General features: G+C 41.3%; 16 protein-coding genes and 1 riboswitch. Of the genes, 10 read left to right on the forward strand and 6 right to left on the reverse strand.

Features of this window, described 5'->3' with window-relative positions; genetic code table 11:
* Positions 1–67: 67 nt before the first annotated feature.
* Both L4F91_RS04285 and L4F91_RS04290 read right to left on the reverse strand, forming a co-directional pair.
* Entirely contained in the window at positions 68–1,330 is a 1,263-nt protein-coding gene (locus L4F91_RS04285; protein WP_395897485.1) for an inorganic phosphate transporter, read from the reverse strand.
* 27 nt (positions 1,331–1,357) lie between these two features.
* Complete coding sequence (locus L4F91_RS04290; RefSeq protein ID WP_250350455.1) at positions 1,358–2,038, reverse strand: TIGR00153 family protein; 681 nt, start codon at positions 2,036–2,038, stop codon at positions 1,358–1,360.
* 158 nt (positions 2,039–2,196) lie between these two features.
* On the opposite strand from L4F91_RS04290, the gene L4F91_RS04295 reads away from it, so the two are divergent.
* The 3 genes from L4F91_RS04295 to L4F91_RS04305 all read left to right on the forward strand — a co-directional run bounded on the left by L4F91_RS04295 (position 2,197) and on the right by L4F91_RS04305 (position 10,033).
* The gene (locus L4F91_RS04295) at positions 2,197–3,303 is read left to right on the forward strand and encodes an inorganic triphosphatase (RefSeq protein WP_395897487.1); all 1,107 of its coding nucleotides are present in this window, start codon (positions 2,197–2,199) and stop codon (positions 3,301–3,303) included.
* Complete coding sequence (gene radA, locus L4F91_RS04300; protein WP_395897489.1) at positions 3,296–4,672, forward strand: DNA repair protein RadA; 1,377 nt, start codon at positions 3,296–3,298, stop codon at positions 4,670–4,672. Before L4F91_RS04295 ends, radA begins: the two co-directional genes overlap by 8 nt.
* Positions 4,673–4,822: 150 nt before the next feature.
* Complete coding sequence (locus L4F91_RS04305; protein ID WP_395897492.1) at positions 4,823–10,033, forward strand: S6 family peptidase; 5,211 nt, start codon at positions 4,823–4,825, stop codon at positions 10,031–10,033.
* A 47-nt stretch (positions 10,034–10,080) separates the two neighbouring features.
* Here L4F91_RS04305 and L4F91_RS04310 read toward each other — a convergent pair whose 3' ends face one another.
* From L4F91_RS04310 to thiM, 4 genes are read right to left on the reverse strand one after another with little or no spacing between them, the layout of a single operon-like run.
* Entirely contained in the window at positions 10,081–11,301 is a 1,221-nt protein-coding gene (locus L4F91_RS04310) for an NRAMP family divalent metal transporter (RefSeq protein ID WP_395897494.1), read from the reverse strand.
* Positions 11,302–11,964: a thiamine phosphate synthase gene (gene thiE / locus L4F91_RS04315; RefSeq protein ID WP_250350450.1), complete on the reverse strand. Its 663-nt coding sequence runs from the start codon at positions 11,962–11,964 to the stop codon at positions 11,302–11,304. It lies immediately after the preceding gene.
* The gene (gene thiD / locus L4F91_RS04320) at positions 11,957–12,778 is read right to left on the reverse strand and encodes a bifunctional hydroxymethylpyrimidine kinase/phosphomethylpyrimidine kinase (protein WP_395897496.1); all 822 of its coding nucleotides are present in this window, start codon (positions 12,776–12,778) and stop codon (positions 11,957–11,959) included. The genes thiE and thiD overlap by 8 nt, the downstream gene beginning before the upstream one ends.
* 13 nt (positions 12,779–12,791) lie before the next feature.
* Positions 12,792–13,601 carry a hydroxyethylthiazole kinase gene (gene thiM, locus L4F91_RS04325; protein WP_395897498.1) on the reverse strand — a complete coding sequence of 270 codons (810 nt, stop codon included), beginning with the start codon at positions 13,599–13,601 and terminating at the stop codon, positions 12,792–12,794.
* Between the two features lie 135 nt (positions 13,602–13,736).
* Positions 13,737–13,831, reverse strand: a riboswitch (TPP riboswitch).
* Positions 13,832–14,014: 183 nt separating this feature from the next.
* Here thiM and L4F91_RS04330 point away from each other — a divergent pair.
* The 7 genes from L4F91_RS04330 (at position 14,015) to uvrC (ending at position 22,888) form a co-directional block, all read left to right on the forward strand.
* Complete coding sequence (locus tag L4F91_RS04330; protein ID WP_395897500.1) at positions 14,015–16,468, forward strand: DNA internalization-related competence protein ComEC/Rec2; 2,454 nt, start codon at positions 14,015–14,017, stop codon at positions 16,466–16,468.
* Between the two features lie 40 nt (positions 16,469–16,508).
* Positions 16,509–18,257, forward strand: coding sequence for a lipid A ABC transporter ATP-binding protein/permease MsbA (gene msbA / locus L4F91_RS04335; RefSeq protein ID WP_250350447.1), 1,749 nt, complete (start codon positions 16,509–16,511; stop codon positions 18,255–18,257).
* Between the two features lie 60 nt (positions 18,258–18,317).
* A complete protein-coding gene (gene lpxK / locus L4F91_RS04340; protein ID WP_395897503.1) occupies positions 18,318–19,328 on the forward strand; it encodes a tetraacyldisaccharide 4'-kinase in 1,011 nt (336 codons plus the stop codon).
* Positions 19,329–19,394: 66 nt separating this feature from the next.
* Positions 19,395–19,589: a Trm112 family protein gene (locus tag L4F91_RS04345; protein WP_395897505.1), complete on the forward strand. Its 195-nt coding sequence runs from the start codon at positions 19,395–19,397 to the stop codon at positions 19,587–19,589.
* Positions 19,589–20,362, forward strand: coding sequence for a 3-deoxy-manno-octulosonate cytidylyltransferase (kdsB, locus tag L4F91_RS04350; RefSeq protein WP_395897506.1), 774 nt, complete (start codon positions 19,589–19,591; stop codon positions 20,360–20,362). Before L4F91_RS04345 ends, kdsB begins: the two co-directional genes overlap by 1 nt.
* 37 nt (positions 20,363–20,399) lie before the next feature.
* Positions 20,400–21,008: a YidB family protein gene (locus tag L4F91_RS04355; RefSeq protein ID WP_395897508.1), complete on the forward strand. Its 609-nt coding sequence runs from the start codon at positions 20,400–20,402 to the stop codon at positions 21,006–21,008.
* A 47-nt stretch (positions 21,009–21,055) separates the two neighbouring features.
* Complete coding sequence (gene uvrC / locus L4F91_RS04360) at positions 21,056–22,888, forward strand: excinuclease ABC subunit UvrC (RefSeq protein WP_395897510.1); 1,833 nt, start codon at positions 21,056–21,058, stop codon at positions 22,886–22,888.
* Positions 22,889–23,057: the final 169 nt, after the last annotated feature.

The following is a 23,057-nucleotide window of genomic DNA, read 5'->3' on the forward strand; positions in this document are numbered from 1 at the left end:
CCGCACTTTGCTTTCATTCACAAAATCTTTGTCTTATTTTATGTGGGTTTACGCTGCTTTACGTCAGTTAAATAAAAATGGCGTGTAACACATAGTAAATCAAAATGGCAAAGAATGCCCCCGCTGGCAAGGTGATCACCCAAGAGGCGATAATATTGCGAATTACTGTTAGATTCAACGCAGCGATACCTCGTGCAAAACCGATACCAAGAATTGCACCAACAAGGGTTTGCGTGGTAGAAATGGGTAACCCTGTTCCCGAGGCAAGCACTACCGTGGTTGCCGTGGCAAATTGGGCAGAGAAACCGCGGCTTGGTGTGAGATCGGTGATCCCTGTCCCAATGGTTGCCATTACTTTGTAGCCCATAATGATTAAACCTAGTGCGATCCCCGCCGCTCCTAAGGGAAGAATCCACCAAGCAAGCGGACTTTTCGCCATAATTTGACCGCCATTATCTACAATCGACACCACGGCAGACAAAGGTCCAATGGCATTCGCCACATCGTTTGAACCGTGCGCGAATGCCATTGCACAGGCGGTGAGTAGCATTAAAATGCTGAACACTTTTTCTACCGCACCAAAGGTGCCAGATTTTACAGTTTGATGGAATTTTTTGCTGCGGAAATAGAAATAGCTTGCCACCACAGAAATCGCACTAATAGCTAATGAAATAAAGAAGGTTTCGCCACCTGTTAAATGTAAACCAACGTGCTTTAAGCCTTTTATCATTGTGACGACGGACAAGATAAAGATAGTTAGCCCCATATAATATGGACCATATTTTTGTGCATTGCGTAACGGTTTTTCTGTATCGAAAATTAGTTTTTGGGTGCTGAAGAAAATACCATACGCCACCACACCAGCAATCACAGGGGTGATAAACCAACTGCCAACAATATTGCGGATAGCTGACCAGTCAATAGAATTTGGACCAACAGTAATTAAACCGAAACCGATAATCGCACCGATAATGGTGTGTGTGGTGGAAACTGGCCAGCCCATTCGTGAGGCAATAAGCAACCATATTCCTGAAGAAAAGAGGGCTGCCATCATACCTAACGCTAAAATTTCTGGCGTTGCGGTATATTCCATTGCATTTAATACACCACTTTTAATGGTTTCAGTTACTTCACCACCGGCTAAATAGGCACCGGCAGACTCAAAAATCATTGCAATGATAATTGCTTGTCTAGCAGTAATTGTGCCAGAACCAACGGAGGTACCCATTGCATTTGAAACATCATTTGCCCCCACACCAAATGCCATAAAAAAGCCGAAAGCAGCGGTGATGATCACTAATAAAGTGCCATAATGTTGAATAACTTCCATAGTATTATTCCTATGTTGCTTAAACAATTATGAACGAGCTAACATTAACTCAATTCGTGAACCTACGCGCTGGGCTTGATCAGCAAGCACGCCAATCCATTCCAGGATTTTGTATAAAAACATTGCGTCAATTGGGTTGAATTGATCTTCCATCGCACGCAAAATTAAGCGTAATTTAATTTGCATTTGATCTGTATCATCTTCAATCTCATCAAGAGTTTGGATCATTTTATTAACAAATTGCACTTCACGCCCTTTGAAACCCGTTTCAAGCAAGCCGTCCATTTCATCAATAACCAGATGCGCTTGCTCCGCCGCATCAATACTGCGTGCCACATATTTCATAAAATCTTCTTGCATTTCAGGTGGAAAAGCGCATTGACGCCCTACCATTCTGCCTGCAATATCTTTGGCATAATTAGCTAATTTATCTTGTTGTGTAACCAGTTCTAATAAATCAGTGCGTTCAATTGGCATAAACAAACCGCGTGGCAGCTTTAAGCGAATTTCGCGTTTCAAACTATCAGCTTGGCGTTCTGTTTCCGAAATTTTTTGGCGCAATTTCTCGGCATTTTCCCAATCACCTTGGAAAGTGTAGTCAAAAAAGGGAATGAGATATTTACAACAATCAGTTACCTTAGCAGAATGACGCGCTAAGGGCTTTAATGGGGAATGGGCAAATAATCCTAAAATATTATTTACAGCCATAAGATAACTCCTTCTAGGGGTTAGGTTGAAAAATTTTTATGCATTGCTCTCTTGTTTAAGCCTATGCGCGCGTAAAATACACTATATTTCATCGAAAAAACAAGGAATTTATTAGATAATATGAAAAAACTTGATTAAGATTGGAAGGAATAGACAAAATGAGTACAGAAATTGAATTAAAACTACTAATTCCGCCGTTTCGGTTAAATTCATTCAAGCAGAATTTGATAAAAAGTGAACCGTGCGATCATCAGCACGCTTTTTTAGGGAATACCTACTACGACACCGCAGATAAATTTTTTGCTCAGCACCAAATGGGCTTACGTGTTCGCAAAGAAAATCAACAGGTTACCTTAACCTTGAAAACAAAAGGCAATACTATTGGCGGTTTACATATTCGCCCTGAATATAATTTGCCACAGCAAAATGAAAGCCCAAACTTCGCTCAATTAGTGGAAGATTATGATCTTGAACCAGGTTGGAAAAACCTTGCATTACAGCCGATTTTTGCGACAGATTTTGAGCGAGAAACTTTTTTAATTCGCACCGCACTTTCTGCAGGCATTGCGACAGAAATTGAAGTGGCAATTGATCAAGGCAAAATTATTGCAGGTGATAAGCAAGCAGAAATTTGCGAAGTCGAGTTTGAGTTAAAGCAAGGTAATATCGCGGATTTGCTTAATTATGTGCGCGCCTTAGGATTAGAAAATAGTATGCGATTAAGTGCCATTAGCAAAGCACAACGTGGTTATGCATTGGCGGAAAATTATCAGCCTAAAGCACAAAATTGGCTAGAAAAGTGGCGTGATTTTTTAAACTTCGCCCAAGGTGAGGGCAATTTTTCACAAAAATTAACCGCACTTTTTCAACTTGAACAAAACTTAATTGAAGAAACTTTTGCCTTAGGGCAAGCTTATTTTGCAGAAGATTTCTTGCGTACGGTGGAACGAATTGGTGCATTTTTTAACCTTTATCATTTTTATACAGAAAATGGTAAGTTATTGGAAAATGCCTTTAATCAACAAGGGTTAAACGATACCCTTAAAACTGACTGGCTAGCGTTGGTGGAAAGTAGCCAGCAATGTTTAGCAGAATGTAAACAGCTTATTACACAGCATAGTGAAAGGAAAAATAATGCTGAAGTCATCGCACAATTATTTGATTTCTTACAATCAGCATTTTATTTACAACGAATGTTAAATCTTATTTCGCTGACTTATCTTGAAACGCATTTCGTAGCAAATTTGGAGGAAAAGAATGGCTAAAGCAAAAACGGCTTTTGTATGTAATGATTGCGGTGCGGAATATGCACGTTGGCAAGGACAATGTAATGCGTGCAAATCTTGGAATACCATTACAGAAATACGCCTTGCGCCTGCAAAATCGAGCAGAGCCGATCGCTTTAGCGGTTATGCGGGAGAAACACAAGCCAAAATTCAAACTTTATCGGAAATCAGTTTACAAGAAGTCCCTCGTTTTCATAGTGGTTTTTATGAGCTTGATCGTGTATTAGGCGGAGGAATTGTGCCGGGAAGTGCGATCTTAATTGGCGGACACCCAGGGGCGGGGAAAAGTACGCTCTTATTACAAGTGATGTGTGGTTTAGCACAAAATATGACCGCACTTTATGTGACAGGGGAAGAATCTTTACAACAAGTTGCAATGCGAGCCAATCGTCTTGGGCTACCGGCAGATCGCTTAAAGATGTTATCCGAAACCTCGGTAGAACAAATTTGTCATCTTGCCGATCAACTTAAACCGCAAATCATTGTGGTGGATTCTATTCAAGTGATGCATCTAGCGGATATTCAATCCTCACCGGGAAGTGTTTCTCAAGTACGAGAATGTGCCGCTTTTCTTACGCGTTATGCCAAAACTCGCCAAGTTGCCATTATTATGGTGGGACACGTTACGAAAGACGGCACGCTTGCAGGGCCAAAAGTCTTGGAACACGCCATTGACTGTTCACTTTTATTAGAGGGGGAGGCAGATAGCCGTTTTCGTACCTTACGTAGCCATAAAAATCGTTTTGGCGCAGTGAATGAACTCGGGGTTTTTGCAATGACAGAACAAGGCTTGCGTGAGGTGAAAAACCCCTCAGCCATTTTCTTAAGTCGTGGCGAAGAACAAACCGCAGGCAGTTCAGTGATGGTGCTATGGGAAGGAACTCGCCCTTTATTGGTTGAAATTCAAGCCTTGGTAGATCATTCAATGCTCGCCAATCCTCGCCGTGTTGCCGTAGGGTTAGAACAAAATCGCTTGGCATTATTACTGGCTGTATTGCATCGCCACGGCGGTTTGCAAATGTCTGATCAAGATGTTTTTGTTAATGTGGTTGGTGGGGTAAAAGTAACGGAAACCAGCGTCGATTTAGCCTTACTTCTTGCGCTTATTTCCAGCTTCCGCAATCAGCCATTACCACGCGATTTAGTGGTTTTCGGTGAAGTGGGATTAGCAGGAGAAATTCGCCCTGTACCAAGTGGTCAAGAACGGATTTCTGAGGCAGCTAAGCACGGATTTAGCCGCGCTATCGTTCCTTTTGCTAATAAACCTAAAAGTGCGGTGAAAAATATGCAAGTTTTTACCGTAAAAAAACTGAGTGACGCCTTGGCGATTCTAGATGACTTTGATTGAATGGTGATGAAATCAGTGGGAAGAGGCGATTGAGAGCATTTTTTACAGATTAAATGGCTAATAATGATGTTGTTTAATAAATAATCTTGCTATACTTCGCCACCCTGATTTTAGCTATTTATAAAACCTGTTATTGTTGAATAAACTATTATGATGAAATTAACTCCTACTTTCTGTTTTCCTATCCCTTTCCGTTATTCCCGAATTGCACTTTTAATTGCTTCTTGTGCAACACCTTTTGCACAAGCGTCTGTTGTCCGTAGCGATATTGATTACCAATATTTTCGTGATTTTGCTGAAAATAAAGGCAAATTTATTGTGGGTGCGAGTAATATTGCGATTTTCAATAAAGAAGGGCAGGAAATTGGGGTAATGATGAAAGATATCCCAATGCCTGATTTGCGTACTGCAACTAGAAATTTGGGTGTTGCGACATTAATTGCGCCGCAATACATAACAAGTGTTGCGCATAATGGGGGCTACCAAAGTGTTCAATTTGGTGGAGAAGATGTTAATCCAGATTCTCATCATTATACTTATAGTCTTGTTGATAGAAATAATTATCCCTCTGGTGAGGCTCTCCATAAAGATTATCATGTTCCGCGTTTAAGTAAGTTAGTGACTGAGGTGGCACCTGCTGAAGTCAGTGATGCGGAGCAAACAAAAGCGGTTAATACGGATATGTCCCGTTTTCCAGTTTATGTTCGTGTAGGTTCTGGAACGCAGTATCTCCGTCATTCTGATGGAAAAGGTGATTTGGAAAGAATTTCTGGCGCTTATTCCTATTTAACTGGTGGGGCATCTATGCCAATCAATGACGTAAAAGGTGGGAATACCGATACAGTTAGTTTTGCTAGTATTTTTAATGATAAGTATGGACCAATGGCGACCTATGGACGAGCTGGAGATAGTGGTTCAGGCTTATATGCCTTTGATACATCGAAAAATAAATGGGTACTGGTTGGGGTGCTTAACTTTGATTCTACCGATGATAATAATAAAAACATTTGGACATTGCCTCGCTTGCCTTTTATTAAAGAAAAAGAAAATGAAGATATTGCAGGAAATATTGTAAATCAACGTGCGGGGGAGATTTGGCACTGGCGTAAGGAAAATGATACTAATAATAGTACAATAAGTGATGCGGCAAATTCCTTGTCTGTTCCTTTAAGAAATCAAAATGATACGAATGTTCAATCTGCCAATAATGCGGGAAAAACGGTAACTTTTTCAGGGGTTGATGGTGGCGTGTTACGCCTAGAAAATAATATAGATCAAGGGGCAGGAGCGCTTTTTTTCAATAGCAATTTCACCGTTAAATCTGAAACAAATCAAACTTGGCTTGGTGCAGGCGTTTCTGTTGCTAAAGATAAAACCGTGACTTGGCAAGTTGCAAACCCACAGGGAGATCGCCTATCTAAAATTGGTGAAGGAACCTTATTTGTTAATGGTAGAGGTGAAAATTTAGGCGATATCAGTGTAGGAGATGGTACGGTTATTTTAGCTCAGGAGGCGGACGATAAAGGCAAAAAACAGGCGTTTAACCAAGTGGGGATTACCAGTGGTCGTCCGACTGTCGTTTTGCAGAGTTCAGATCAAATTAACCCTGATAAATTGTATTTTGGATTTCGTGGTGGGCGTTTAGATTTAAATGGAAATGCTCTGACTTTCCAACGTATTCAGCATTCAGATGAAGGCGCGATGATAGTGAATCATCGTACCGATAAATCAGCTAGCCTTAACCTGACAGGTGTCACCTTTTCTGAACAAGATTTAACTTGGGGAAGTTGGATGAAAGCAGGTTATGATATTTATGAATATATTAATCAGCATGCAAATGGGCGTACAGATTATTTTGCGTTAAAAAATAGTCCTTATAGTTATTATCCGACTAATCAAACTAGTTCAACGGATTGGGAGTATTTGAGTAGCGATCGGAATGAGGCCGTCAAAAAGATCATAGATCGTAAAAATGCGCAGTTTCTATTTACTGCATTTACCGGTTATTTAGGGGAGAAAGCATCAGACAAAACGAATGGTGGATTAAACGTAAGTTATCAACCAGTAAGTGAGAAAGCCGTTTTATTATTGTCTGGTGGAATGAATTTAAATGGTGATCTTGCTGTTCAAAAAGGGGAGGTCATTTTATCTGGCGTGCCTACGCCACACGCGCGTGATGTTTTAAATAAGCGTGAAGTTATTTTGGAAGATGATTGGATTGATCGTCGCTATCAAGCTAATCATATTAATGTTGATCGAGCAACATTAACGGTAGGACGTAATGTTTCTTCTCTTTCAGCTGATATTAACGCAACAAATAATGCTGTATTAAATCTAGGCTATCAGCCAACGCAAAAAGTGTGTCTGCGTTCTGATTATACTGGAGAGGTAAGCTGTGATACGCCAACCTATAATGAGAACGTATTACATACCATTCCAAGAACTCAATTTACCGGTGATGTTACGCTGTCTGAGCAAAGTGCCTTAAATTTAGGAAAAACAGATTTCATTGGGGCGATTCAAAGCGAAAATACAAGCCAAACAGTATTATCAAAAGAGGCTCATTGGAAATTGACAAAAAATAGCACGCTAGGAAACTTGACGTTAGATGAAGGCGCTCAAATTACATTGAGCCAAGAAAATAAACCATTTAATACCTTAACGATTAATGGGGATTTAAGTGGAAAAGGGAAATTTTATTACCGCACTAAGTTTTCAACGCGAGAAAGCGATCAGGTTGTTGTTAATGGACAAGCATCGGGAGAGCATACCTTAGTTGTCAATGATACGGGCAGTGAACCAGAACATAGCAAAGCCCGCCTTACATTGCTGACTGCGAATGGTTTATCAGATAACTTATCTGTCACCTTGCAAAATAACTATGCTGATATAGGTACTTATCGTTATAACCTAATTAAAGAAGGCAATGCTTTCCGCCTATATAACCCAATTGTAGAAAAACAAATTGAGCAAGAAGAACGCCAAGCTGCGGAAGAGCAAGCGCGTCGTGAAGCAGAAGTAAAACGTTTAGAAGAAGCGCGTAAAGCCGCGGAAGAGCAAGCTCGTCGTGAAGCAGAAGCAAAACGTTTAGAGGAAGAACGTAAAGCTGAAGCGGAAGAGCAAGCTCGCCGTGAAGCAGAAGTAAAACGTTTAGAGGAAGAACGTAAAGCTGAAGCGGAAGAGCAAGCGCGTCGTGAAGCAGAAGCAAAACGTTTAGAAGAAGAACGTAAAGCCGCAGCAGAAGAACAGGCTCGCCGTGAAGCAGACGCAAAACGTTTGGAAGAAGAACGTAAAGCCGTGGCAGAAGAACAGGCTCGCCGTGAAGCAGAAGTAAAACGTTTAGAAGAAGAACGTAAAGCCGCAGCGGAAGAGCAAGCTCGCCGTGAAGCAGAAGCAAAACGTTTAGAAGAAGAGCGTAAAGCAGCAGAAGAACAGGCACGTCGTGAAGCAGAAGTAAAACGTTTAGAGGAAGAACGTAAAGCTGAAGCGGAAGAGCAAGCGCGTCGTGAAGCAGAAGCAAAACGTTTAGAGGAAGAACGTAAAGCTGAAGCGGAAGAGCAAGCCCGCCGCGAAGCAGAAGCAAAACGTTTAGAAGAAGCACGTAAAGCCGCAGCGGAAGAGCAAGCTCGCCGTGAAGCAGAAGCAAAACGTTTAGAAGAAGCACGTAAAGCCGCGGCAGAAGAACAGGCTCGCCGTGAAGCGGAAGCAAAACGTTTAGAAGAAGCACGTAAAGCCGCAGCGGAAGAGCAAGCTCGCCGTGAAGCAGAAGCAAAACGTTTAGAAGAAACACGTAAAGCCGCAGCGGAAGAGCAAGCCCGCCGCGAAGCAGAAGCAAAACGTTTAGAAGAAGAACGTAAAGCCGTAGCGGAAGAGCAAGCTCGCCGTGAAGCAGAAGCCAAACGTTTAGAAGAAGAACGTAAAGCTGAAGCGGAAGAGCAAGCGCGTCGTGAAGCAGAAGCAAAACGTTTAGAGGAAGAACGTAAAGCTGAAGCGGAAGAGCAAGCGCGTCGTGAAGCAGAAGCAAAACGTTTAGAGGAAGAACGTAAAGCTGAAGCGGAAGAGCAAGCGCGTCGTGAAGCAGAAGCAAAACGTTTAGAGGAAGAACGTAAAGCTGAAGCGGAAGAGCAAGCGCGTCGTGAAGCAGAAGCAAAACGTTTAGAGGAAGAACGTAAAGCTGAAGCGGAAGAGCAAGCTCGCCGTGAAGCAGAAGCAAAACGTTTAGAGGAAGAACGTAAAGCCGCAGCGGAAGAGCAAGCGCGTCGTGAAGCAGAAGCAAAACGTTTAGAAGAAGCACGTAAAGCCGTAGCGGAAGAGCAAGCCCGCCGCGAAGCAGAAGCAAAACGTTTAGAAGAAGAACGTAAAGCCGTAGCGGAAGAGCAAGCTCGCCGTGAAGCAGAAGCCAAACGTTTAGAAGAAGAACGTAAAGCCGAAGCGGAAGAACAAGCGCGTCGTGAAGCCGAAGCAAAACGGTTAAAGCAAGCTGAGTTAGTGAGCCGTGTATCAAATACTGGATTATCAGAGCTTTCGGCTCAAGTGAATGTGGTGCTTGAAAAAGATCAGCATTTAAATCAGCGCCTTTTCCAAGCTGGCAGCCAGCAAGCTCAACTATGGACAAATGTTGGTGTTCAAAGAGGTGATTATCAGTCAGATAATTATCGTCATTACGAACAATATAGTTCCTATACTGAATTAGGCGCAGAAAGCCCACTGAATGAACAAGGTATAAGTGTAGGCGCTATGGTATCCCATACACGAGCTAATATGAATTATGATCAAGCAAGTGGTAAGCTTAGATACTCTCAAGCAACGCTCTATGGCAAAATTCAAAATAGTAAAGGCTTATTCGCCGCTATTGATTTGGGGTATGGACGTTCTAATAACCAGATTACGCTAGATAGCCATTCAATTAAATTTAAGCGTAATATATTTGCTGCGGGGATGAGTTTAGGCAAAAAATGGGATTTAGGATATATGGATCTTAATACCTTGTTAGGCTTAAGGTATCACCATTTTACAAAAGCACATTACACATTAGAGGATGCAAGCATTGATTCGCCATCATTAGATTTAGTGAACTATTATGCTGGAGCGGAATTGTCAAAAACTTGGTCTTGGGAAAGTGTTTCGATTACGCCAAAATTGGCACTATATTATTTTGATGCGAGCCGTAAAACATTCGATCACGCAATAGTGGTGAACAACAATCGGTTGGTGCAACAATTTAATCGTGGTTGGCAATATCAAACAGGGCTTGATTTCGGTATGGGGGCATTCACAATGGGAATGACATTTACCTATGAAAAAAGCCAAGAGGCGGCGAATAATAGATTAGTTGATTTGAAGGTGACTTATAAATTCTAGATAGATTAAACAATGCCCCTTTTGGGGCATTATTTTTAGCCTAACCTTTATAGTTGAATGAAATAGATAATAATCATAATGACTAAATAGCTCAATCCCAACCAAGCCAACCTTATTAGCATTGGATTAGGTGAGAGCTGTTTTGCTAGGCTGAGGTTTAGCCACGCAAAAATAGGGGCTGATAGGAAAGAAGCCGTCATTGCAAAAGGGATCATTTTACCGATAGCGCCACTAAAAAATTGAATAATAATGAAACTTGCAAAACAAGCCGCTAACATAAAATAACGTAATCCTTTTTCATTATTAACATCTGTTTGTGCGCCAAATTTGAGTAGCTGAATTGTTTGTTGATTGCAACGAGAATAGCCATCAACAGCAACAATTGTGGTGCCATAAATACACACAAATGCGATAAGCGCAATAAACCAACGGCTCCATTCCCCAATGCTCAGTGCATACATTTCTACAAATAAATGAATAAATTTGCCACCACTAAGAGGAGGAATGCTATTACCATATTGAATTAATGCACCAAGTGCCATAAACATTAAAGCTAACACAATGGTTGTGAGATAGCCGATATTAAAATCTAATTGATGATGTTTTTGATAATTTGGCGTTAATCGTCTTTTTTGTACCACCCATAATGAACTGGCAATACTGAGTTCCATTGGGGCAGGCATCCAGCCCATTAATGCAATTAAGAATGGTACAGCAGCGAGACTCCACGCATCAGGTGGAACAAAATCAGCCACTGGTGGCGATGTTTGTTTGGTAAAAGCAAGCACCAACGCAATGAGGGTGATTACGGAGAGAAGTAGCATAATGCTTTTTGATACTTTATCTAATCGCTGATATTGGCGATAAAATAAGATCACTAAAAAACTCACTAATACAATAATGTTAAGACTATTGAGATCAATAGAAAAAGGAAGCAACATAGCCAATAGTACGGCAGAAAGTAAGGTTCCACCTGCAATATTCACCACTGTTGCAAAGAGATTAAATAATAGGAATAACCATAAGTACCCTTTACCTTTTTCTGCATAGCCTTGCAATACGCTTTTATTTTGCGTTGCACTATAATCAAATGCAAAGCGGAAAAAGGGGTATTTAAGTAAATTTACTAAAATAATTAATCCAGCTAATTGATAGCCATAATACGCGCCAGCCTGTGTGGAGGCTATAATATGAGAGCCTCCAACACAGGAGCAAGCCATAATCACACCCGGACCTAAATTACGTAATAGAGAAAGGTTTATTGTCATTTATTCACCTAGAATTGCTTTTACTGTTAATGCGACATCTTCTGCTTGCATAATGGTGGAGATCACGGCAACGCCATCTGCACCGTTTTGTAGAAGTGGTTTCACGTGAGGGGTTTTTATGCCACCAATGGCGACTAATGGTTTAGTAATTCCTTGCTCACGCAAATATTGAACAAAATTAATGCCGACATCTGGAGCCGCGTCAGATTTTGAAAAAGTTGGAAAAATAGGACCGCACCCATAATAATCAACGCCATTGAAATCATTATGCTGTTGTGCTTGTTGCAAGGTATTGACAGATAAACCGATCAGCATTTTGCCTTGAATTTGTTGAGCAAGCTTATCTACCGCAAAATCTTTTTGCCCAACGTGAATGCCGTCAGCCTTCAATTTTTCTGCGAGTGCAACATCATTATTCATAATAAAAGGCACATTATATTGTTGACATAATGCCTGACATTGGCGAGCAAGCTGTTCAATTTCCGTTGGATCTTGTAATGAAAATTGCCCTTTTTCACGAAACTGATAACAAGTAATACCAGCTTTTAACGCCTGTTCTAAACGATCTAACAAGGTTTGTTGTGGATTGTTGGCATATTGTGGTAGATGACGGCAATCTTGTGTGCCGGCCACCAAATAACAGCGTAAAATGTGTTTATTCATAATTTTTTTGCTCCTGTGAATAGGCCCAGTGATTCGTTGGGCCGTGCCCGTGTCCGATATTTAAAGGGTGCGTTATAGCACTTGTGATAAACGCTTTGGCTGTTTTGCAGGCCTGTTCTAAAGGTTGTCCTTTTGCGAGTTCAGCGGTTAAACAAGCGGAAAACGTGCAGCCTGTACCGTGCGTGTGTGGCGTATTAAAACGCGGACTTTCCAAAATAAAAGATTGCGTTGGCGTGAAAATAAAATCTTGGCATACTGTGCTTTTTGAATCTTGTTGATGACCACCTTTTATGATCACTGTTTTTGCGCCCATTTGTTGTAAATGTTCAGCAATTTTCTGGATACTGTGCTGATCTTCCGCTTTCAATCCAGTTAATGCTTCTGCTTCGGGCAGGTTGGGGGTTAGCACATCGGCTAAGGGCAATAACTGCTCACGCATTGCATTGATTGCCGATTGTTCCAATAAACTGGCGCCCCCTTTAGCGATCATAACAGGATCTATCACAATATTAGGAATCGGGTGTACCTTTAAAAATGTGGCTACGGTGTGAATAATTTCCGCAGTGCCTAACATACCGAGTTTCACCGCATTGGGCGTGAAGTCTGCGATAATCGCATTCAGTTGCGCTTCAATGGTTTTAGGCGGAATTAAATGAATATCGGTTACCCCTAAGGTATTTTGTGCGGTAACTGCAGTAATCACACTCATACCAAATACATTCTGCATTTGAAAGGTTTTTAGATCTGCTTGAATACCCGCACCACCGCCACTGTCTGAGCCGGCAATTGTAAGGGCTTGTGCAATATGCGCCATTTTTTCTCCTTATTTATGCTGATTTCTCTATGCTAACTCGTGCAAATTGTGCCACTTGCTGGTCATTCAATTCGCCAAGTGAATCTAAAAGTGCGGTGTAAAATTGCCCATATTTTGTTGGCGCAAGATGTTGTGCCGCTAATTCTCCCGCTACGGCATAAGCTGTACAGGCTTGTACGACTGCCTCAAAAGGAGAATGCGGATTAACCGCCAAAAATGCGCCTAACACTGCGCCGAGTAAACAGCCCGATCCTGTGATTTTAGGAAACATTGCCGTTCCATTATGAATGGTGACTAATCGTGTTCCATCACTAATATAATCCACCTCACCACTTACTGCGACAATACATTGATAACGTTGCGCAGCAAGCATTGCAATTTCGCCAATATTGCCATCACCTTGTCCCGCATCTACGCCTTTCGCCGACCAATTTACGCCAGCTAATTGAGCAATTTCGCCAGCATTGCCACGAATAGCAGTGAATTTTACCTTGTTAAGTAATTCAGCGATTACGTCCTTGCGATATTGCGTTGCGCCGACCCCGACAGGATCAAGCACGACGGGAATACCAGCTTGATTTGCGGCTTGTCCTGCCGCCAACATTGCTTTCACTTTAAAGGGATCGAGTGTACCAATATTAATAGACAAGGCTGCACTGAATTGAGCAAGCTCGGCCATTTCTTCTTCCGCATCCGCCATAATCGGCGATGCACCTAAAGCGAGTAGCCCATTAGCCACATAATTTGCCACCACAATATTCGTAATGCTATGAATTAACGGGTTTTTTTGACGGATTTGTTCTAACAAATTGAATTGCATCATATTCTCCTATTATGCATAAGAAGGGAGTAAAAAATAAAATACCAATAATAAAAGTAGATTTTTATTCATTGATGGGAAATAAAAAGTAAGAAATTAGGGAATAAAACAGAAATAGGGTGCGGTATAAAATTAGACAAGTTTTCATAATAAGTTTCCTACGTCAGTGCTAACTGGATCAGGTTCAACGGGTATCATCTCAGCTACTTAACGTAGCACCCCGACTATTAATGCTTTTCACTCTACAAAGAAATGAGGAGAAAGACAATATTAATCGCCATAATTTTTTTGTTCTTTAAGAAATATTTTTAATTTTGCGAGCGAGATCGCAAAAATGATTTAAGGGCATTGCGAAAGTGCGGTGCTTTTTTCATAGTATTTTTATTTGTCGTCGTAAATGTGAACCTTATGTTGGAATGAAATTTTCGCTCAAATTAGATGTGATTTTATGGCTGATTATTGGTGCTGGCTTGAGTTTACTTTATGTTCCGAAAGGCCTATTAATGAGCTTACATTTAATGTTTTGGCTTGTGGGAAGTGGAGCATTGGCAGTCTTGATTGCCTATGCTTTTACTTATTACAACACGGCAAAATGCCTCATTTATGGGGTGATTTTTGTGTTGAGTTTAGGGTATTTTCATTTCCAAGCAAATCAGCTTTTGAGCCAAGCAGAACAGTTTGCCCGTGTAAATAACCACATCAGCACGCCAATCAAGATCGAGAAAATTTTACATCAGCAAGATTATCAAACGATTATTGCCACAGCGAGATTAGCAGAAAAGTTGCCCGAACAGCGTATTTATTTGCAATGGCAAAGCAAGAATAACAGCGTTTCAGATAGGAAAATTGAAGTAGTTAAAGTAGGGCAAATTTGGCAGGCAGAATTATTGCTTAAACCTTTAGCAAGCCGTTTAAATCAAGGCGGTTTTGAACGGCAAAAATGGTATTTTTCACAAGGCATTAGCGCCTATGGCAGGGTAAAAAGTGCGGTAAAAATTGCGGAGAATTTTTCTTGGCGCGAGCGATTATTGCAAGTCAGTTTTCAGCAGACCCAAGGTTTATCTATGCAAGGACTGTTACTGGCATTGGGTTTTGGCGAACGAGCGTGGCTTAACCCTGAACATTGGCAAATTTATCAGAAAACAAATACGGCACACCTCATCGCAATTTCTGGTTTGCATATTGGCTTGGCAATGTTGCTCGGGTTTGCTCTCGCAAGAGTAATGCAGTTCTTTTTACCCACTCACCGAATAGGGGCGATTGGGGCATTATTATGTGGGATTTTCATTGCGTTAATTTATGCTCAGCTAGCTGGATTCTCTATTCCCACCTTAAGAGCATTGCTTGCCTTATGCTTGGTTTGCGTGATCCGAATGCTACGCTGTTATTATACCGCTTGGCAGTATTTTCAATGGGTGGTGGCATCGCTTATGCTATGGGATCCGCTGATGTTACTTTCCGTCAGCTTTTGGCTTTCTGCGGGCGCGGTAGCGAGCTTGATTTTATGGTATCAGCTTGTTCCTTTAGATTGTATTAAGTGGCAAATTTATCCCATTAAAAATACGTGGGTGAAGAAACTAGTGCGCTGGATTTTTTCCTTATTTCATCTGCAATTGGGGTTGCTATGTTTATTTACACCTATTCAGCTTTATTTTTTTCACGGAATGGCTTTATCGGGAATGATAGCAAATCTTTTCGCTGTGCCGTTGTTCAGTTTCTGTCTTGTCCCAATGGTGCTGTTTGCCGCATTGAGCCAAGGGGCATTGGGTTCGTGGCAAGGGGCAAATTGGCTTGCAGAATACTTCACCGACTATCTGGCACAATGGCAAGGATATTGGTTGAATATATCTCATAAGCAAGGGCAATGGATTGTGATTCTATTACTTGGGTTAGGATTATTTTATGTTCACTTTTTGCAGCATTTTCAGCAAAATTCACAGCTAAAAGTAATGAAAAAACCGATCTTAGCGGTAAAAAAGAGCATTTCACTTAATGCAGAAAAATTGCCCAATCCGCGATTTCTGCAAAAAATGAAGTTTATTTTTATGGGTTTGCTTAGCATAATGCTGATAAATTTAGGGTGGCAAGGGATAAATACACCTAAATGGCGGTTAGAAACCCTTGATGTCGGGCAGGGCTTGGCTACCTTATTGGTGAAAAATCAGCGTGGCATTTTATATGACACTGGAGCAGCTTGGCGTAATGGCAGTATGGCTGAGTTAGAAATTTTGCCTTATTTGCAACGACAAGGCATTGTGCTAGACAAATTGGTTTTGAGCCACGATGATAATGATCATTCAGGGGGCGCAGAAGCGATTTTACAGGCATTTCCAGAGGTTGAATTAATGGCGTCTTCTCGAAAAAATGCGTCAAAAAAACACCGCACTTTTTGTCTTCAAGGAAAACAATGGCAATGGCAAGGATTAACTATTACTGCGCTTTCACCGCAACAGATCCGAGATCGTGCAGAAAATCCAGACTCTTGCGTACTGTTGGTTGATGATGGGCAATATAAGGTGCTTTTAACAGGGGATGCGGACAGTCAAACAGAGCGCCAATTTGCTGATTTAGCTGGAAAAATAGAGGTATTGCAAGTGGGGCATCACGGCAGTAAAACCTCTAGCAGTGAATATTTTATCAAAACAGTACAACCGAAAATTGCGTTGATTTCTAGTAGTCGTGGCAATCCGTGGCATTTTCCTCACTCAGTGGTTTTAGAACGTTTAAAGGCACAACAAAGTGCGGTGTATAATACCGCTGATTTTGGTCAGATTAGTCTATTGTTCTTCCCTGAGCAGATAAAAATTCATACCGCAAGATCGGAATTTTCCCCTTGGTATCGGGGATTAATTGGCTTGTTGGCAAAATAAAGGTAAAATGGCGAAGTTTTTTAACGGAAATGAATAAATTATGCAAGATAAAGACTTAACTACGCTGCAAACGTTCAAACGCTTATGGCCAATTATTGCACCTTTTAAAGCAGGGTTAATTGCTGCAGCTATTACCTTAGTATTCAATGCGTTAGCAGATGCTTCTCTTATTCAAATGCTTAAGCCTTTATTAGATGATGGCTTTGGTAAAGCCGATGTTGGCTTTTTACGTTTAATGGCCGTAGTGGTTGTACTATTGATTATTGTGCGAGGTGTAACAAGTTTTGTTTCAACCTATTGTTTAGGGTGGGTTTCAGGGAAAGTGGTGATGACAATTCGCCGCCGTTTATTTAAGCATTTAATGTATATGCCCGTTCCCTTTTTTGATCAAAATTCGGCAGGAAAATTACTTTCTCGTATTACTTACGATAGCGAACAAGTCGCCAATTCATCATCAGGTTCTTTAGTAACCATTGTGCGTGAAGGGGCGTATATTATCTCTTTGCTTTGTGTAATGATTTATACCAGTTGGCAGCTTTCCTTAGTACTTTTTGTGATAGGACCGATTATTGCGGTGCTAATTCGTATGGTATCGAAAAAATTCCGCGAGTTAGGTAAAAATATGCAAAACTCAATGGGGGAACTGACTTCTTCGGCAGAACAAATGCTAAAAGGACATCGAGTAGTGCTTTCTTTCGGTGGACAAAAAATTGAAGAAGAACGCTTTAATAAAGTAAGTAATGATATGCGCCGTAAGGGAATGAAAGTGATGGTGGCAGATGCCATTTCTGATCCTGTGGTACAAATTATCGCCTCTTTTGCCTTGTCAGCGGTGCTTTATTTGGCAACCGTACCAGAAATTATGAGCCAAAACCTCACGGCGGGGTCTTTTACGGTGGTGTTTTCTTCAATGCTTGCAATGATGCGACCATTGAAATCTTTAACTAACGTAAACGCCCAGTTCCAACGTGGTATGGCGGCTTGTCAAACCTTGTTTGCTATTTTGGATATGGCAACTGAGAAAGATAACGGTACTTACCAAGTAGAAAAAGCGAAAGGAAATATTGCATTTAAAGACGTTACGTTTAGCTATTCAGGCAAAGAGCATCCCGCATTAAATCATATTTCCTTTGACATTCCACAAGGTAAAACCGTGGCATTAGTTGGGCGTTCAGGCTCCGGGAAATCTACAATTGCTAATTTAGTTACCCGTTTTTATGAGATTGAACAAGGGGAAATCACCCTTGATGGCGTTAATATTCAAGATTACACCCTGAGTAATTTGCGTGAAAATTGTGCGGTGGTCTCACAACAAGTACATTTATTTAATGACACTATTGCCAATAACATTGCCTATGCCGCAGCAGATAAATACAGTCGTGAAGATATTATTAAAGCTGCCAAAGCAGCACACGCGATGGAATTTATTGAAAAGTTAGAAAATGGTTTAGATACCGTCATTGGCGAAAATGGGGCAAGTTTATCGGGCGGGCAACGTCAGCGTTTGGCGATTGCTCGTGCCTTGTTACGCAATTCTCCCGTGTTAATTTTAGATGAAGCAACATCAGCCCTTGATACGGAATCTGAACGAGCGATTCAAGCAGCCCTTGAAGAATTACAAAAAGAGCGTACCGTTTTAGTTATTGCGCACCGTTTATCAACCATTGAAAAAGCTGATGAAATTTTGGTGATTGAACACGGTGAAATTAAAGAACGAGGCACGCATCAAGCATTGCTTGCGTTGAATGGTGCTTATAAGCAGTTACATCAAATGCAGTTTAATCATTAATTTTGTATTGATGGACGAATTTTCAGCGTACATCAATTTCCCCATTTTAATGAGGTGATAATGAATTTTTGGTATCAATCGGATCTTTTCGCAAAAGCACTGAAGTGGTTATTATCACCTTTCGCCTTGTTATTTTTGCTCATTATCAGATTGCGATCTTGGTTATACCAGCGTGGAATTTTGTCTTCTTACAAAGCCCCCGTTCCCGTAGTGATTGTGGGGAATTTATCTGTTGGAGGGAATGGCAAAACCCCTGTGGTGATTTGGCTCGTGCAACAATTACAGCAACAAGGCATTCAAGTGGGGGTGATTTCACGCGGTTATGGGAGCAAAGCAAAAGGTTATCCCCGTTTAGTAACCAGTCAAGATGATCCTGTGGAAACAGGTGATGAGCCATTATTGATTGCGAAACGCACTAATGCCCCTGTGTGTATTTCACCAAATCGTCAGCAGGCGATAGCGCATTTACTTGCGCATTTTCCTTGCCAAGTGATTATTAGCGATGACGGCTTACAGCATTATAAATTACAACGAGATAAAGAAATCGTGGTGCTAGATGCTCAGCGTCAATTTGGTAATGGTTTTGTTTTGCCAGCAGGTGCGTTACGAGAGCCAATCAGTCGTTTAAAAAACGTTGATTGGATTATCAATAACGGGGCGCCAACGTCTTTTAGTCAAACTGTAATGACTTTAATACCGCACTTTGCGATTCATTTGCAAACAGGGGAAAAGCGCCCATTGCGCGATTTTGCAGAACAACCTATTACCGCTATTGCAGGCATTGGCAACCCACAGCGTTTTTTCACAATGTTGCAAACCCTGTCGATGAACGTGGTAGCAAGCCAAGCCTTTCAAGATCATCAAGCTTATCATTTAGCCTTATTTGAAAAATTTGATCAAAACCAACCGCTCTTTATGACAGAAAAAGATGCGGTCAAATGTCAAAATTTTGCGCAGCCAAATTGGTGGTATGTGCCTGTTGAAGCGGAAATTACTTCACCACAAAGTAAGCAATTTATAAGCGAATTAATTCAAGAGATAAAAACAAGAGAAAAAAATACCTCACTTTAGCTTTATTTACCTGCGTTTGATGACAGGGTTAAACATAACCTTCTGAAAAGCAGTGGAGAAATTTTAATGAACGAAAAACTACTCGACATTCTCGCTTGCCCCCTTTGTCAAGGGCGCTTGAAATATCAAAAAGAAAGCGAACAGCTCATTTGCCCTTTTGAGCAAGTGGCATACCCGATAGAACAGGGTATTCCCGTGTTACTTGCGGAACGAGCAATACCGTTACAACAAGAAAAAGCCCAACAACAAGGGGAAGAATAATGACAACATTTACCGTAATTATTCCTGCACGTTTTGCCTCAAGTCGCTTACCCGGCAAGCCCTTAGCGGATATTGCTGGTAAACCAATGATTGCCTACGTTTGGCAACAAGCACAACAATCAGGCGCAAGCCGAGTCGTGGTGGCAACGGATAATCAAGATGTTGCAACTGCGGTGCAAGCCTTTGGTGGCGAAGTGTGTATGACCTCAACGAATCATAATTCAGGCACGGAACGCTTGGCGGAAGTGGTGGAAAAATTAGCCCTAGCAGATGATGAAATTGTGGTCAATATTCAAGGTGATGAGCCGTTAATTCCCCCAGTGATCGTGCAACAAGTCGCGGCTAACTTAGCCAATAATGCCGTGAATATGGCAACCCTTGCTGTCCCATTGAATGATGCTGAAGAATTATTTAACCCAAATGTGGTGAAAGCTGTAGCAGATAAATCAGGCAATGTTTTGTATTTTTCCCGTGCGCCAATTCCTTGGAATCGCGATCAATTTGCTGGGTTATCCGATGAACAAAAAACACAGCTTGTGCTACAAACCCCATATTTACGCCACATTGGTATTTATGCTTACCGTGCAGGATTTATTAAGCAATATGTGCAATGGCAACCTTCTGCGTTAGAAAGTATTGAATCTTTAGAGCAGTTACGGGTATTGTGGTATGGCGAAAAAATTCATATTGATTTAGCCAAAGAAGCACCAGCAGTCGGTGTAGATACACCGGAAGATTTAGAAAAAGTGCGGGCGATTTTAGGACATTATTAATTCCTCTTTCACTATTTATTCAAACGAAGGAAACAAGATGTTAGACAAAATGTTAGGTTCAGTTTTAGGTTCGGTATTAGGGAACAATTCAGCGCCACAAGGGAAAGGTAATGTGGTGAGTGAAGTGTTGCAACAGTTATTACGTTCACAAGGTGGTGTACAAGGCATTTTTGCTAAGTTACAACAAGATGGCTTAGGTGGATTGCTAGATAGCTGGATCGGCACGGGTTCAAACCAAACGATGACAAGAAATGAGGTCAGCCAAACTTTCGGGCAGAATACTATTGAAGATATTGCTCAGCAGACAGGTATTAGCACTAATCAAACAGAAGATATTATTTCTCAGGTACTACCAAGTTTAATTGATATGCTAACACCGAATGGGCGTCAAGGCGGGGTATCGGCAGATAATTTAACTCAATCAATGCAGGCTCACAACGATAATCCGCAAGATGTGCTAGGTTCTGTGTTAGGTAGCATTTTTGGTGGTTCATCAACCCAAGGTGAAACAAATGGCTCAGCTTTAGGTGATTTGTTTAAGCAAATTTTAAACACACCAACACAAACAAGCCAAACACAAGAAGAAAGCTCAAATGATGAGTTAGCGAAAGACATCAATGCGATCCTAAATAATTTCTTTAAATAATTTTTAGGGCGGATTCATTCTGCCCTGCTTAATCATTCATAACCAAAATGACCTTTGATGCCAAAAAGTTTCTCGCTAACGTAACCCACGATCCCGGTGTTTATCGTATGTATGACGATAAAGATCAGGTGATTTATGTGGGCAAAGCCAAAGATTTAAAAAAACGCTTATCTAGTTATTTTCGTACCAATTTATCGAGTAAAAAGACGGAAGCCCTCGTTGCAGCCATTCATCGTATTGAAACGACCATCACTTCAAGCGAAACGGAAGCATTGCTGTTAGAACATAACTATATTAAAACCTATCAGCCACGCTATAACGTGCTATTGCGTGATGACAAATCTTATCCTTATATTTTGCTTACCAAAGAACGCCACCCAAGGATCACGGCGTATCGGGGAAGTAAAAAAATTCAAGGTGAATATTTTGGGCCTTATCCTAATGCGGGCGCCGTGCGTGAAACCCTTTCCTTATTGCAAAAGTTGTTTCCTGTGAGGCAATGTGAAAATTCGGTTTATCGCAACCGCTCACGCCCTTGCTTGCAATATCAAATTGGGCGTTGTTCTGCACCCTGTGTTGCAGGCTATATTTCTGATGAAGATTATAACCAACAAGTGGATTTTGCTCGTCTTTTCTTACAAGGCAAAGATCAACAAGTGTTGGATCATCTTGTCGGCAAAATGGAGCAGGCAAGCCAAGCCCTACATTTTGAAGATGCAGCACGCATACGAGATCAAATTCAAGCTGTGCGAGCCGTCATTGAAAAACAATTTGTTAGTAATGATCGCCTTGATGATATTGATATTATCGCCATTGCTTACCAACTTGGTATTGCTTGCGTACAAGTGTTGTTTATTCGACAAGGAAAAATTTTGGGCAACCGCAGTTATTTCCCGAAAGTGCCAGCCAATACGGATTTATCCGAACTCACCGCCACTTTCGTGGGGCAATTCTATTTGCAAGCGCACCAAGGACGAACCGTGCCAAACACCATTATTGTGGATCATAAATTGGCAGAAAAAGCTCAATTAGAAACCTTGCTCGCTGAACAAGCTGGGCGTAAAGTGCAAATTCAAGACAGTGCCAAAGGGGATAAAAGTAAATACTTACAGCTTGCACAAATGAATGCGAAAGCTGCATTGGTTACGCAACTGAAGCAATCCACGCTTATTCAAGAACGCTACCAAGCCTTACAAGATTTACTTGGCATAGAAAAAATTCAGCGAATGGAATGTTTTGATATTAGTCATACGATGGGAGAACAAACCATAGCGTCTTGTGTGGTGTTTAATCAAGATGGACCACTGAAATCAGATTACCGCCGTTTTAATATCACGGGCATTACTGGCGGTGATGATTATGCCGCGATGGAACAAGCCTTATTAAAACGTTACGATAAAGATCTGGAAAGTGAAAAAATTCCTGATGTGATCTTTATTGATGGCGGAAAAGGGCAACTGAACCGTGCCTTGCAAGTGTTTGCACAACTCAAGGTAAAATGGGATAAAAAACGACCGCACTTGATTGGCGTGGCAAAAGGTGTGGATCGACGTGCTGGCTTGGAAACCCTCATCATCAGCAAGCAAGATCGCGAAATCAATTTACCCCCAGATAGTCTTGCCTTACATTTAATTCAACATATTCGTGATGAAAGCCATAATCACGCGATTAGCGGACACCGCAAAAAACGTCAAAAAGCCTTTACTCAAAGTGGCTTAGAAACCATTGAGGGGGTTGGGGCAAAACGCCGCCAAGCCTTGCTTAAATACCTTGGCGGAATGCAAGGGGTGAAAAAAGCCACCCTTGACGAAATCGCCTCCGTACCAGGGATCTCAAAATCTTTAGCAGAGAAAATCTTTGAGGCGATGAGGGGGGAATAGAGGTGCTAATTAGACATTATTTGAGTAAAATTTGAGAAAAAATACCGCACTTATATTTTTTCTTGTAGAAACAAAAAAGCAGTCAATAAAGACTGCTTTTTATTATAGCCAGCCAAAGGCTGGCTATAAAAACCATACGCTATGCGTATGGTGTTAAAGAGCTTAAGCG

Source organism: Avibacterium sp. 20-126, from assembly GCF_044358625.1.
Lineage (GTDB): Bacteria > Pseudomonadota > Gammaproteobacteria > Enterobacterales > Pasteurellaceae > Avibacterium.